This window comes from Streptodolium elevatio (assembly GCF_040649515.1).
Classification (GTDB): domain Bacteria; phylum Actinomycetota; class Actinomycetes; order Streptomycetales; family Streptomycetaceae; genus Yinghuangia; species Yinghuangia elevatio.
Map to the genome: position 1 here is coordinate 1 of NZ_JBEZFP010000089.1, position 12,858 is coordinate 12,858.

General features: G+C 72.0%; 11 protein-coding genes and 2 tRNA genes. 9 read left to right on the forward strand and 4 right to left on the reverse strand.

The features are described 5' to 3' along the window. Positions 1–25: 25 nt before the first annotated feature. Positions 26–99 (forward strand) — tRNA-Met (locus AB0C36_RS28520). 875 nt (positions 100–974) lie between these two features. On the opposite strand, the gene AB0C36_RS28525 is transcribed toward AB0C36_RS28520, so the two are convergent. The 3 genes from AB0C36_RS28525 to AB0C36_RS28535 form a co-directional block, all read right to left on the reverse strand. Then, positions 975–2,207 carry a SpoIIE family protein phosphatase gene (locus AB0C36_RS28525; RefSeq protein WP_358359440.1) on the reverse strand — a complete coding sequence of 411 codons (1,233 nt, stop codon included), beginning with the start codon at positions 2,205–2,207 and terminating at the stop codon, positions 975–977. Then, positions 2,207–3,016 (reverse strand): alpha/beta fold hydrolase, encoded by an 810-nt coding sequence (locus AB0C36_RS28530; RefSeq protein ID WP_358359354.1) that lies wholly within the window; start codon positions 3,014–3,016, stop codon positions 2,207–2,209. The genes AB0C36_RS28525 and AB0C36_RS28530 overlap by 1 nt, the downstream gene beginning before the upstream one ends. Before the next feature lie 106 nt (positions 3,017–3,122). Beyond that, positions 3,123–4,016, reverse strand: a complete 894-nt coding sequence (locus AB0C36_RS28535; protein ID WP_358359356.1) for an NAD(P)-dependent oxidoreductase — start codon at positions 4,014–4,016, stop codon at positions 3,123–3,125. A 103-nt stretch (positions 4,017–4,119) separates the two neighbouring features. Between AB0C36_RS28535 and AB0C36_RS28540 the strand changes: the two genes are divergently transcribed. Both AB0C36_RS28540 and AB0C36_RS28545 read left to right on the forward strand, forming a co-directional pair. Then, positions 4,120–4,485, forward strand: coding sequence for a winged helix-turn-helix transcriptional regulator (locus AB0C36_RS28540; protein WP_358359359.1), 366 nt, complete (start codon positions 4,120–4,122; stop codon positions 4,483–4,485). Positions 4,486–4,562: 77 nt separating this feature from the next. Beyond that, positions 4,563–5,174, forward strand: a complete 612-nt coding sequence (locus AB0C36_RS28545; RefSeq protein WP_358359362.1) for a phosphoribosylanthranilate isomerase — start codon at positions 4,563–4,565, stop codon at positions 5,172–5,174. A 64-nt stretch (positions 5,175–5,238) separates the two neighbouring features. Here AB0C36_RS28545 and AB0C36_RS28550 read toward each other — a convergent pair whose 3' ends face one another. Further along, entirely contained in the window at positions 5,239–5,523 is a 285-nt protein-coding gene (locus AB0C36_RS28550) for a hypothetical protein (protein WP_358359365.1), read from the reverse strand. A gap of 322 nt (positions 5,524–5,845) precedes the next feature. Between AB0C36_RS28550 and AB0C36_RS28555 the strand changes: the two genes are divergently transcribed. From AB0C36_RS28555 to AB0C36_RS28580, 6 genes are all read left to right on the forward strand, one after another. Next, complete coding sequence (locus AB0C36_RS28555) at positions 5,846–6,148, forward strand: aldehyde dehydrogenase family protein (RefSeq protein WP_358359367.1); 303 nt, start codon at positions 5,846–5,848, stop codon at positions 6,146–6,148. Continuing rightward, complete coding sequence (locus tag AB0C36_RS28560) at positions 6,145–7,995, forward strand: N-acyl-D-amino-acid deacylase family protein (RefSeq protein ID WP_358359369.1); 1,851 nt, start codon at positions 6,145–6,147, stop codon at positions 7,993–7,995. The genes AB0C36_RS28555 and AB0C36_RS28560 overlap by 4 nt, the downstream gene beginning before the upstream one ends. A gap of 12 nt (positions 7,996–8,007) precedes the next feature. Then, on the forward strand, positions 8,008–9,285 hold the full coding sequence (locus tag AB0C36_RS28565) for a cytochrome P450 (RefSeq protein WP_358359371.1): 1,278 nt from the start codon (positions 8,008–8,010) through the stop codon (positions 9,283–9,285). 110 nt (positions 9,286–9,395) lie between these two features. Continuing rightward, complete coding sequence (locus AB0C36_RS28570; protein WP_358359373.1) at positions 9,396–10,517, forward strand: Gfo/Idh/MocA family protein; 1,122 nt, start codon at positions 9,396–9,398, stop codon at positions 10,515–10,517. 70 nt (positions 10,518–10,587) lie between these two features. Further along, a tRNA-Met gene (locus AB0C36_RS28575) sits at positions 10,588–10,664 on the forward strand. Between the two features lie 120 nt (positions 10,665–10,784). Beyond that, the gene (locus AB0C36_RS28580) at positions 10,785–12,839 is read left to right on the forward strand and encodes a tetratricopeptide repeat protein (protein ID WP_358359376.1); all 2,055 of its coding nucleotides are present in this window, start codon (positions 10,785–10,787) and stop codon (positions 12,837–12,839) included. Positions 12,840–12,858: the final 19 nt, after the last annotated feature.

Sequence of the window (12,858 nt, forward strand, 5' to 3'; positions counted from 1 at the left end):
ATCGCGTAAGGTAAAGCCATACCGACGCGGGGTGGAGCAGCTCGGTAGCTCGCTGGGCTCATAACCCAGAGGTCGCAGGTTCAAATCCTGTCCCCGCTACGAAGTCGAAGGCGACGCATGCCCACGGAAAGCGTGGGCCGCGTCGCCTTCGTTCTTTTTGCGGCTTCGCCGCTAGGCGGGGGCTCCGCCACCCGCACCCCCTCTTTTCTGCGTTGGGGGGATCCGTCTCGCTGGGTGGGGGCGGATTCCGTCGGTGTGGGGTGGCCGGCTTCGCTTCGCTCGCCACCGGGTGCGGAGCGGAATCCGTCCCGCCGGTGAATGCGCCGAGTTTGCGGGGTTCCGGATCGCTGGGGCGTTCGGCGTCGCTCCGCTCGCCACCGACTGCGGAGCGGGATCCGTCCCGCCGGTGAGTGCGCCGTTTTTGCGGAGGTTCCGGTGCGTTGGCCTGGCCGGCTTCGCTTGGCTCGCCACGTGCCGCGGAGCAGAGTCCGTCCCGCAGGTTCCGGACCGGTAGGGCGTTCGGCATCGCTTCGCTCGCCACCTGCCGCGGAGCGGGATCCGTCCCGTCGGTGAGTGCGCCGTCCTCGCGTAAGTTCCGGATCGCGGGGGTGTTCGGCGTCGCTTCGCTCGCCACCTGCGACGGAGCAGACTCCGTCCCGTCGGCGAGTGCGCCGTCCTCGCGGAAGTTGCGGATCGCGGGGCGTTCGGCTTCGCTTCGCTCGCCACCGACTGCGGAGCGGAATCCGTCCCGTTGTTGGATGCGCCGTCTTTGCGGGTTCTGGACCGCTGGGGCGTTCGGCTTCGCTTCGCTCGCCACCGGCTGCGGAGCGGGATCCGTTCCGGTGCGTTGGGGTGGCTGGCGTCGCTTCGGTCGCCACTTGGTGGGGGGCGGATTTGTCTCGGTGGTGAGTGGGTCGGCTTTGCGGGGGGGCGGTGCGTTGGGGTGGGTGGCTTTGCTTTGGGGGGCGGTGGGGTTAGGGGGTTTGGTGGGGGACGCTTAGGGCCAGGACTGCGGTGTCGTCGTCAAGGCCGGTTCCGAAGGAGTCGAGTAGCTCGCGGATTGCGGCCACTGTGTTGGTGGCGGTTGTGGGGGCGAGGGTTTTGGCGAAGTCGAGGAGGGCGTGTTCGCCGTAGCGGGCTTCGGAGGTGCGGGCTTCGGTGAGGCCGTCGGTGTAGAGCAGGAGCGTGTCGCCGGGGTGCAGGCGGATGGCCGTGGTGGCGACGTGGGCGTCGGGGAAGACGCCGATCAGTTGGCCGCCGGGGGTGGGCAGGAAGTCGGTGCGGCCGTCGGCGCGCATCAGGAGGGCCGGGGGATGGCCGCCGCCGGCCAGGGTGACGTGGAAGCCGTCGTCGTCGGGGACGAGCAGGCCGAAGAGCACGGTGCAGAATCGGGGGTCGGGGCCGTTGTACTCGTGGTTGAGCACGGTGTTGAGGTTGCCGAGTACCGCGGCAGGCTCGGGGTCGTAGACCGCCGCCGCGCGCAGCGTGTAGCGGGTCAGGGACGTGACGGCGGCCGCGGCGGCGCCCTTGCCGCATACGTCGCCGAGGAAGAAGCCCCAGGTCTTGCCGGACAGCGGGAAGAGGTCGTAGAAGTCGCCGCCGACCTCGTCGGTCGAGGCGACGTGGTAGTAGGCGGCCACGTCGAGGCCCGGCACGCCGACGAGCACGGGCGGCAGCAGCGTCTGCTGGAGGGTGGCGTTCAGCGCCGCGAGTCGTTCGCGTTCGCGCTCGGCTTCGTCGCGGGCGCGCAGCAGTTCCTGCTCGTACGTGCGTCGGTCGCGGGCGTCGAAGACGGTGGTGCGGATGAGCAGCGGTGTGCCGTCGGCGCCGGTTTTCACCGTCGAGGTGACCAGGACCGGTAGCCGGTTCCCGTCCGCCGTCCGGAATTCGAGGGCGATGCCGCTGATCTCACCCTGCATGCGCAGGAGCGGGGCGAAGTGGGTCTCGTGGTAGATCCTGCCGCCGACCGTCAGCAGGTCGGAGAAGGACTTGCGGCCCACCAGATCGCGGCGCTCGTAGCCGAGCCAGTCCAGGAGTGTGGCGTTGACCTTGGCGATCTGTCCGTCGAGCAGGGTGGACAGATAGCCGCAGGGGGCGTTTTCGTACAGGTCCTCCGCGCTGTCCTCGAGCAAGGCGGAGAACGGGGCTTCGTCGTCCGGCGGTCCGTCGGAGGCGTTCTCGCTCCCGGGGCCCCCGGATTTGCACATCACCGGAGGCCCCCGGCGAACGCGGCGATCGCGGCGGCGGTCTCCTCCGGTGCCGCGAGTTGTGGGCAGTGGCCGGTGGCGTTCAAGGTGACCAGGGTGCTTCCCGGCATCTGCGCGTGGACGAACGCCCCTACCTCCGGCGGGGCGATCGCGTCCCGAAAGCACTGCGCCACGAGGGTCGGAACGGTGGCCTTCGCGAAGTCGTCGCGGTTGTCGGACAGGAATGTCACCCGCGCGAAGACCCGGGCGATTTCGGGGTCGGTGCGGCAGAAGCTGTTGGCAAGCTCCTCGCCCAGCTCCGGCCGCTCCGGGTTGCCCATGATGATCGGGGCCATGGCACCGGACCAGCCCAGGTAGTTCGCCTCCATCGACTCCAGCAGCTCGTCGATGTCCGCGGCGCTGAAGCCGCCCCGGTACCCGGTCTCCGGGTCGTCGACGAAGCACGGCGACGGGGCGAGCAGGACCAGTCCGGCGAAGGCGTCCGGTTCCCGGGCCGCGGCCAGGACGCCCATCGTCGCGCTCACCGAGTGCCCCACGAACACCACCGGGCCCATCGCCAGCTCGCGGCAGATGTCGAGAATGTCCTCCACGTAGCCGTCGAGCGAGGAGTAGCGCTCCGCCGTCCACGCCGACAGGTCCGAGCGGCCCGCTCCCACGTGGTCGAACCGGACCACGGTGAAGTCCCGCTCCAGCAGGGGCACCACCAGGCGCCACAGGTTCTGGTCGCACCCGAAACCGTGCGCCAGCATGATGACCGGCCCGTTCGTTCGGCCGGTTACCACCACGTGGTTCCTGTTTCGGACATCCATACGATGCATCCTGACAGACCGGGGCCGGTTCCCGGCGCCTCGACGTCTCCCAGTGAACCTCACGGTTGGACGGCTCGCATCGCCCGTGCGCCGGCGCTCCCCGCGGTCAGGGTGTCGTGGTCAGGAGGTCGACGGTTCGGGCGGTGTCCTCCTCGCCGTGGCCGGCGGCCAGCAGGCGTTCCATCAGGGCGAAGTAGGGCGTCAGGAGTTCCGGGCTGACGTTCTGGCCCTTGGCGGTGTCGAGGAACGTGGGGATGCCGGCGACCTGCATGGCCAGGTTGGAGACGACGCCGGTGGTGTAGTCGCCGCTCTCGAGGCGTTGGGCGACCTGGTCGATGCCCTCGCTCATGGCGTTGATCCAGCCTTTGAGCAGTGGGGCGAACCCGGTGGGGCTGATGTCCTCGTTGCGGATCAGCGCGAAGGCGTGGGTGACGCCGGAGAACATGCCGTACATGCCGCTCAGCAGGGCGATGTCGTGGAGGCTGGCGAAGCCCGGGTCCTCTCCTGTGAAGGTGGCGTCGGCGGGCGCCTGGAGTGTGGCGCGGTGTTCGTCGAAGAGGTCGCGCGAGCCGCTGTAGAAGATGAACGGACCGGACTGCGGTACGCCGATCATCGGGGGGACGGCCATGATTCCGCCGTCGAGGAAGCGGGCCCCGCGGGCGCGGGCCCACTCGGCCCGGCGGCGGGCCTGTTCGGGGGTGCCGGTGGTGAGGTCGACGAGGTCTTTGCCGGTCAGGTCGACGTCGGCGAGCGTCGTGGTCACGGACGCGCCGTCGAGGAGGCAGACCACCACGAGCGGGCTTGCGGCGACGGCTTCGGCGGCGGTCGCGGCGGCCTTGGCGCCGTCGGCGACCAGGGCGTCGGCGCGCGAGGGGGTGCGGTTCCAGACCGTGAGCGGGTGTCCGGCGGCGAGCCAGGTGCGGGCGAGGGCGGTGCCCATCGCGCCGAGGCCGAGAAGGGTGACCGGGCGATTTGCGGGAATTTGCTGGCTTTCCGTCATGCCGACAAGGCTGCCGGGTGGGTACCGGCCGCTCAAGTACGCACTTTGGAGTCACTGGTTACTCTCGGGTGAGTGTCCAGGTGGGAAGGGGTGCGAGGCACAGGTGGCCAGTGAGCGCAGGAGGCCGGGACAGTACGTCTGCGGCATCGACGCGGCCCTCGGCGTGATCGGCGGCAAGTGGAAGGTGCTCATCATCTGGGCGCTCCACGAGTACCCGGGCATCCGGTTCGGCGAACTGCGCCGCCAGGTGCCGGGCGTCACGGTGAAGGTCCTGGCGTCGCACCTGCACGAGTTGGAGGAGGACGGCATCGTGCACCGCGTCGCGTACGACGAGGTGCCGCCGCGCGTCGAGTACTCCCTGACGGAGGCCGGGATGCTGCTCAACAAGGCGCTCGGGCCGTTGGGGGCCTGGGGTCGCGACAACATCATGGGCGGCGCCGACCACAGGGAGCACCCCGCGCGCAGCTGAGGGGTGGTGCGGGCGCGGCCGGCGGGTGGTCGAGGATATGGGTGGTATCTGCCGGACGTTGTGATGGAGCAGCAGTTATGGGCGAGGCCCTGTTCGTCAAGATCTGCGGGCTGAAGACCGAGCTCGATGTCGACGCCGCCGTGGAGGCGGGCGCCGACGCGATCGGGTTCGTGTTCTCGGCCAGTCCGCGGCGGGTGGACGCGGCCACCGCGGCGAGGCTCGGCGCGCGGGTGCCGGAGGGTGTGCTGACGGTCGGCGTCTTCAAGGACGAGCCGTTGGGCGACGTACGGGCGGTGGCGGAGGAGTCCGGGGTCCGCGCCGTGCAGCTGCACGGGGACTACGAGGCAGCGGATTTCCGGGAGTTGCGGGCGGGCGGGTGGACGCTGATCCGGGCCGCCGCGTTCGGCGACACCGTGCCGCGCTGCGGTGAGTTTGGCGAGGACATGCTCCTGCTCGACGCACCCGTCCCGGGCTCGGGTACGGCGTGGGACTGGAGCCGCATGCCCGGGTCGGCGGCCGGGGAGCGGTGGTTGCTCGCCGGCGGGCTCGCGCCGGACAACGTCGCGGAGGCCGTGGCGGCGGCGCGGCCGTGGGGCGTCGACGTCTCGAGCGGGGTCGAGGCGAGTCGGGGCGTCAAGGACCCGGCGCTGATCGTGGAGTTCGTGAAGGCGGCGCGCTCGCGGGCGTGACGGGTGCGGCGCACGCGCAACCGACCGGTCCTCAGGGGCCGGTCGGTCGGGTCGCGCGGTTCCGTCAGAGGGAGATGCGGCGGCGGAGGCCGCGCAGGGGCGCGGTCAGGACGGCGCGGGCCAGACGGTGTCCGGCCCGGGTCGGGCGCGGCGTCAGGTCCTGGATCAAGGTGGCGGACTCGCGTGCGGCACGCGCGGACGCCTCGGGTGCCTTGGCCGGAGCCGGGGCATGCCCGAAGAGGGCGAGATGCCGTTCGAGTCGGTCGCCGGTGCCGCCGCGCATGGCGTCGACCGCGGGGATCGGAACCCGTCGCGGCCTGCTCGAATGGTCCATTCCTGATATGACCACGACGCAGACCGTACCCCATCGGAGGCCCTCTGTGACCGGCCGTTCGGGCATGTCGCGGGGCTGATTTCCGGTGCGTGCGGCGGTGTCGCGACGTCGATTTCACGCCGTACGCCGCAGGTCGCCGTTTGGCCAACGGAAAGTTGGAACAATTCCGGCGAATCGTGCGGTCATATATCGATTCGGCGATGTGTACGACGAGGGTGGTCGGCTCCAACTGGCCTTGATTTCTTTCGCGGTCGCCCGGACGATGTGACGAACATCATGGCGAAATCCGTTTCGAGATATCGAAACGTCTCCCACGTCGGCCGAGAGGCGACCGCGCATGACCGACCGGGTCGAGATCGTCGCAAGCCGCCGCCCGTATGTCGACGGGCAGTTCGTCGGTTCCGGCTCCGCGTTCGATGCCGATCCGACGACCCGCGAAGGGGTTTTCGGGCCTGCCGCGACCGTTCACGGGTACGCGGATGTGGACGAAGCGGTCGCGGTCGCCGACGACTTGCCGTTCGGACTGTCCGGCGGTGTGCGCACGGACGACCCCGACCACCGCATGAGCGGCTTGGGAAGGGAGTGGGGCGTGGCCGGGATCCGGGCGTTCCAGCAGCACATATCGGTGGGGTCCTCATGAGCGGGGCGTTCAAGGCGGGTGCGCGGGTGGTCGTACGCGGCGGCGAAGTCGTCGACGGTTCGGGCGCGCCGGCCTTCCGGGCGGACGTCCTCGTGGTGGACGGCCGGGTCGAGGAACTCGGGCCGGATCTGACAGGCGATCACATCCTCGACGCCACAGGCTGCGTGGTCGCTCCGGGCTTCATCGACGTGCACACGCACTACGACGCCCAGGTGTTCTGGGACCCGGCCTGCACTCCCTCCAGCTACCACGGCGTCACCACGGCCGTGCTGGGCAACTGCGGCTTCTCGCTGGCGCCTTGCCGCCCCGAGCGGCGCGCGCTCATGGTCCGGATGCTGCACGACCTGGAGGACATGCGCACCGACACCCTGGAGGAGGGGGTCGACTGGGGCTTCGCGACGTTCGCCGACTACCTGGACGCCGTGGAGCGACTGGGTCCGGACATCAACCTGGCGGCATACGTCGGCCATTCGGCCGTACGCATCGACGTCATGGGCGAGGACGCCTACGAGCGCGAGGCCACCGTCACCGAGATCGTCGAGATGCGGCAGGTCGTGCGCGACGCGCTGGCCGCAGGGGCGATCGGCTTCGCGACCAGTGCCTCGCCGACCGGCCGCCGCTGCCCGTCGCGCTTCGCGAACCTTGAGGAGACCGTCGGCATGCTGGCCGAACTCCGGGACGCGGGGCGCGGGATCGCGTCGTTCGTGCCCGGCGGTGAGCTCGACCACGCCGCGCTGTACGCCCTCCAGCCCGAGATCGGCCGGCCGTTCACCTGGACCGCCATGCTCGCCCTCGCCGACGGGCGGCACCGCGACTGGGTGGAGCTGCACCGCGAGGGCGTCGAGACAGGGGCCGCCGTGCACCCCCAGGTGAGCTGCCGCCCGCTGGTCGCGCAGACTACGCTGCTCGCCCCGTTCGCCCTGCGGGCGCCGTGCCTGGCGGAGTTGGAGGGACGGTCGCCCGTGCTGCGCGCCGCGGCGTACCGCGACCGGACCTGGCGCGAACGCCTGGAACAGGAGCTCGGCCAAGGCCTGCTGGCCCCACGCTGGGACCGCTGGTACGTCGCGGAGTCGCCCACCCGGCCGTCGTGGCACGGGCGTTCGGTGACCGAGATCGCCGAGGAACGCGGCGTCGCCCCGCTCGACGCGGCGTTCGACACCGCGCTGGACGACGACCTCGCGACCCGGTTCACCGTCGTGCTGGCCAACGACGACGAGGACGAGGTCGCCGAACTCCTGCGGCTGGACGGCGCCGTGCTCGGTCTGTCGGACGCGGGCGCGCACCCCGACCAGATCTGCGACGCGGTCGCCCCGACCGACCTGCTCGGCGGATGGGTGCGCGAGCGCGGTGTCCTGACGCTCGAACAGGCGGTCCGCAAGCTGACCGGCGAGGTCGCCGACCTGTTCGGCCTGGCCGGGCGCGGGTACGTCCGCCCGGGCGCCGCCGCCGACCTGGTCGTCTTCGACCCCGACGAGGTCGGCCCCGGGCCGATCCGCCGCGTCGCCGACTTCCCCGCGAACGCCGACCGCCTGACCGCGGACGCCCCGACCGGCCTGCGGCACGTGCTGGTCCGCGGCGTCCCGATCCGCCGCGACGGTGCCCCGGTCGGCAAGCCCCGGGACGCCGAAGGCCGTTCGCCGGGCCGCGTGCTGCGGCACGGGATCGACGCGGCGTTGTTCACGCCGCCGGGAAGGGAGCCGGGGATCGCCCAGAGCCCGGTGGACGGCACGGCAGGGGGCCTCGGGTCTCCCCGGGGCCCGGTGGACGACACGGCAGGGGGCCTCGGGACTCCCCAGGGCCCGGTGGACGGCATCGCAAAGGCACGAGGCAAGCACGCCCGGGACTGAGAGAGGCACGCCGTGACCCAGGATCAGAAGGCCGAGCCGCAGGCGCAGTTCGACGCGTTCGCGGCGAAGGACGCACTCAACGGCGTCGGCATCGTCAAGGACCCGTACCCGCGCCTTGCCGAACTCCGCGCCCAGTGCCCGGTCCACCAGGGTTCGGTCTCGGCGCGGTTCGACATGCCGGGTGCGGACCGCATCATCGCGGCGGAGGACGCCCAGGCCTCGGTCTACACCTTCCAGGGCGTGGACGCGGTGCTGCGCGACGTGCAGACCTTCTCGTCGAACTGGTACCACGTCACCCTCGGCGAGGTGATCGGCCGCACGATCCTGGAGATGGACCCGCCCGAGCACCGCCGCTTCCGGTCGCTCATCTCGCCCGCCTTCACGCGCCGCGAAATGCTGCGCTGGGAGGAGACGTTCGTACGCGACATCGTCAACTCCTACATCGACCGGTTCGTCGCGGACGGACGGGCGGACCTGGCCGCCGACTTCGCGTTCCACTACCCGGTCCACGTCATCGCGGTGGCCGCCGGGATGCCGGTGGCCGACCTCCCGGAGTTCTACCGGCACACGGCACTGCTGACCAACGTCGCCGCGTCCCAGGAGGAACGTCTCGCCGCCTCGCGCGATCTGGGCGCCATGGTCCGGCAGTTGATCGACGCGCGGCGCAAGGAGCCGTCCCACGACTTGATCGGTGTGCTCGTCCGGGCGAGGCTCACCGACGAGGAGTGGGACGGCACCGGCAAACGGCAGTTGACGGACGACGAGATCATCGCGTTCCTGCGGCTGCTGGTCCCGGCCGGGGCGCAGACCACCTACCGGGCCATCACCACGGTCCTGTACGGCCTGCTGAGCCACCCCGACCAACTCGACGCGGTACGCGCCGACCACGGGCTCATCCCGCAGACCGTCGAGGAGGGGCTGCGCTGGGAGGTGCCGCTGCTCGCGGTCGGGCGTACGGCGTTGCGCGACACCGAGGTCGAGGGGTGCCCGGTCCGGGCCGGCCAGATCGTCAACACGCCGTTCGCGGCCGCGAACCACGACCCCGCGCGCTGGGAGCGGCCCGACGACTTCGACATCTTCCGCACCGCGGTACCGCATGTCGCCTTCGGCGTCGGCCCGCACGTGTGCCTGGGCATCCACGCGGCGCGGATGGAGATGCGCGTCGCCCTCGAACTGCTCCTGACCCGGCTGCCCGGCCTGCGGCTCGACCCGGACACGCCGTGCGAGGGGGTCACCGGGCTCGGGCTGCGGACCGCCGTGCACCTGCCCGTGGTGTTCGACACGGTCTGACGCCCGCTCTGTTGATCTCACGCGCCACGCGTTAGCGTGCCGCCGCACTCGGCCGCCTGTGCCGAGGCCGCGTATTCCGACACATGCGGACATATGCGCACCATGCGTGGATGCGGCAGGGAACGGGGTTGGGCGCGATGACGGACGACAAGCTCGGCGTGGTGATCGTGGGGACCGGTTTCGGCTGCCTGACCCACCTGCCGGCGTTCCGCGACGCCGGGTTCGAGGTGCGGGCGCTGGTCGGCCGCGACCCGGAGAAGACGGCGGCGCGGGCCGAGCGGTTCGGCGTACCGCACGCCCTCACCTCGCTCGGCGAGGCGTTGGCCCTGGACGGCGTGGACGCGGTGAGTGTCGCGACGCCCCCGCACACGCACCGCGACATCGTCGTGCAGGCCGTCGAGGCGGGCAAGCACGTCGTGTGCGAGAAGCCGTTCGCGGCCGACCTGGGCGAGGCGCGGCAGATGCTGGGGGCGGCCGAGAAGGCCGGCGTCGTGCACATGCTCGGCACCGAGTTTCGCTGGTCGACGTCGCAGGCACTGCTCGCGCGCCTGATCGCGCAGGGCGCGGTCGGTACGCCCAGGCTCGCGACCTGGCTGCTGCACATCCCGGTGCTCGCCGGGCCGGACGCCGGCATCCCGGACTGGTGGGGGCGCGCGGAGGACGGCGGCGGCTGGCTGGGCGCGCACGCGACGCACTGGGTCGACCAGATCCGGTACACGCTGGGCGAGTTCGAGGGTGTGAGTGCCGGACTGCCCATCGTGTCGGACCGGCCCGGGCAGACCGCCGAGGACACGTTCAACATCCGCTTCCGCACGGTGACCGGCGTCGAGGGCTCTCTCCAGAGCTCGGCGGGGGTGTACGGCCCGCCGCTGATGATCACGCGCGTCGCGGGCACGCACGGCTCGGCGTGGGTCGAGTTCGACGACGTGTACGTCGGCGACGCCGAGGGCGACCGCAAGGTGGAGGTGCCGGAGGACCTGGCCAACCCCGCGCCGGAACCGCCGCCGGGGGACCTGCTGCACACGGCGTACGACCTGCTGCACTGCATGGGCATCGACCGGGCGCCGTACGCCCGGCTCGCGGGCGTCTTCCGGGACCGGATCCTCGGGCGCGAGGTGCCGGCCGACCCGCCGGTGGCGACGTTCGCCGACGGGGTGGCGGGCCAGGCGGTCATGGACGCCGTCCGGCGGTCGGCTGCCGAGAACACCTGGGTGGCGGTCGACCCGGCGTAGACCGCCGTCGGCGGCGCGGCGAAATGGATTTGGCGTAGCGGGCGCCCTGCCGTAGTGTTGTGTTCACCGACGCGGGGTGGAGCAGCTCGGTAGCTCGCTGGGCTCATAACCCAGAGGTCGCAGGTTCAAATCCTGTCCCCGCTACCACGTACGAAGGTCCGGTCACCAACTGGTGACCGGACCTTCGCCGTTCCCGACACCGCATTGTCATCTGTTAATCGAGAAATCGACCCTGACGGGTGCGTCCGTTGATGCGACGATGGACGCATGGGGGTACGACGGGGCCGAAGTGAGCGGAGCGCGCCCGCGCAGCCGCTACCCGGTCATGCCCAAAAGCCCGGCGACGAACCCGACCCCCACGCAACCGCCTACGCCGACACGCATGGTGACCCGTACGCGCCCGAAGACACCGGCCCCCACGCGGACATCGCCGACGGCCCGATGACGGTGGTCCTGGACCGCGGCCGCGCCGACGCGTTCGTGCCGCCGCGCGGCAAGAGGCCCGACGACTATGCGGTGTTGGTGCCCTTCCGGCCGCGCCGCCCGTCGCGCTCCGGCCCGGAGTTCGCCGGCGAGGACCCGTCGTCTGGCTCGCTGCGCATCGGCGCGGGCCTCGGCGACACCGACCTCGACCACCGCGAACTCGCCGAGCTGGAACGCCGCTACCGCGACCGCGCCGGCCGCGACGCCACCGCCGCGAGCCGCCTCGGCCTGATGCTCCTGCGCCGTGGCGAGGAGGACGAAGCCGAGACCTGGCTGCGCCGCGCGGCCGAGGCCGGGCACCGGGGAGCGGCCACCAACCTCGGCGTACTGATGCACCGTCAGGACCGTTGGGACGAGGCGCGCCGCTGGTGGTACCGCGCGGCCGAGGCCGGCAGCCGCATCGCCGCGTTCTCGCTCGGCGCGCTGCTCCTCGACGCGGTGCCGGAGGACGCGCCCGTCCACGACAACGACGACGTGAGCCAGGCCCTCTACTGGCTGCGCAACGCGGCCGAGGCCGGACACGTGCGCGCGGCGCTGGTGCTCGGCGAGTTCCACGAGCAGCAGGGCCAGGCCGGTGCGGAGCGCTGGTACCGGCGGGCCGCGGAGGCGGGGCACCCGGAGGCGGCGTACCGGCTCGGCCGGCACGGACAGGAGCGCGGCGACGAACGTGCTGCGTCCGCCTGGTACTTGCGGGCGGCCTCGTGCGGCCACGTCCGTGCCGCGGTACGCCTGGCCCGACTCCTGCACCGGGCGGGCGACACCGGAGAGGCCGAGAGCTGGTTCCGCCTCGCCGCCGAGGAGGGCGACCCGGGCGCCGCGCGCGCACTCGGTTTCCTGCTCCAGGATGCGGGCGACACCGATGGCGCGGCGCACTGGTGGCGCCGGGCCGCCGAAGCCGGGGACGGCACCGCGGCCAACGCCCTCGGCGCGCTGCTGGCCGCCGAAGGCCACCCCGCCGAAGCCGCGCACTGGTACGAACAGGCCGCCGCCACGGGCGAGTCCAATGGTGCCTTCAACCTCGGCCTGCTGCACACCGCCCGCGACGACGAGGCGTCCGCGGAGCGGTGGTACCGCATGGCCGCGTACGCCGGCCACGCCGACGCCGCCAACGCCCTTGCCGGACTGCTGCTTTCGCGCGAGGACGAGGAGGAGGCCGAGGTCTGGTTCGCACGCGCGAGCGAAGCCGGAAGTATCGACGGTTCCTACAACCTCGGCATTCTCTACGCGCGTCGGTCCACGCCGGACGGCCAGGCCGCCGCGGAACGCTGCTGGGAGCGGGCGGCCGAGGGCGGACACCCGGACGCCGCCCTGCAGTTCGGCCTCATCCTGGAGCGACGGGGCGCGGACGAGGCGGCGGTACGCGCCTACCGCGTCGCGGCCTCCGCAGGCCGCACCGTCGCCGCCGTACGCCTGGGCGGCCTGCTCGCCCGCCTCAACGACCTCGAAGGTGCCGAGCACTGGTACGCGGCCGCCGCCGACGACGGCCACGTACCCGCGATGCTGCGCTGCGGCACCCTGCTCGCCCGCCGCGGCGCGGAAGGCTCCGCCGCACGCCGCTTCCGCGCCGCCGCCGACACCGGCAGCATCGCCGGCGCCTGGAACCTGGGCCTGATCCACCTGCGCCGCGGCGACCCCGAGGGTGCCGAGCCCTGGCTGCGCACCGCCGCCGAAGGCGGCCACGGGCGCGCGGCGATGCGCCTGGTGGTCCTCGCCCTCAAAGCCGACGACACCCGCACCGCCGAACGCTGGTGCACCACCGTGATCGCCCATGCCCCACCCGAACTGGCCGAACGCGCCCGCCTCCTCCTACGCGCCCTACGCTCCGAAATGGCATCCTGACTTCCAGCCCCGCGATCAA

Excerpts from the sequence above, each read along its gene's own strand:
- AB0C36_RS28535 (WP_358359356.1), bottom strand. The coding sequence starts at position 4,016 with ATGACGGAAAGCCAGCAAATTCCCGCAAATCGCCCGGTCACCCTTCTC.
- AB0C36_RS28555 (WP_358359367.1), top strand. The coding sequence starts at position 5,846 with ATGACCGACCGGGTCGAGATCGTCGCAAGCCGCCGCCCGTATGTCGAC.
- AB0C36_RS28545 (WP_358359362.1), top strand. The coding sequence starts at position 4,563 with ATGGGCGAGGCCCTGTTCGTCAAGATCTGCGGGCTGAAGACCGAGCTC.
- AB0C36_RS28560 (WP_358359369.1), top strand. The coding sequence starts at position 6,145 with ATGAGCGGGGCGTTCAAGGCGGGTGCGCGGGTGGTCGTACGCGGCGGC.
- AB0C36_RS28580 (WP_358359376.1), top strand. The coding sequence starts at position 10,785 with ATGGGGGTACGACGGGGCCGAAGTGAGCGGAGCGCGCCCGCGCAGCCG.
- AB0C36_RS28530 (WP_358359354.1), bottom strand. The coding sequence starts at position 3,016 with ATGGATGTCCGAAACAGGAACCACGTGGTGGTAACCGGCCGAACGAAC.
- AB0C36_RS28525 (WP_358359440.1), bottom strand. The coding sequence starts at position 2,207 with ATGTGCAAATCCGGGGGCCCCGGGAGCGAGAACGCCTCCGACGGACCG.
- AB0C36_RS28570 (WP_358359373.1), top strand. The coding sequence starts at position 9,396 with ATGCGGCAGGGAACGGGGTTGGGCGCGATGACGGACGACAAGCTCGGC.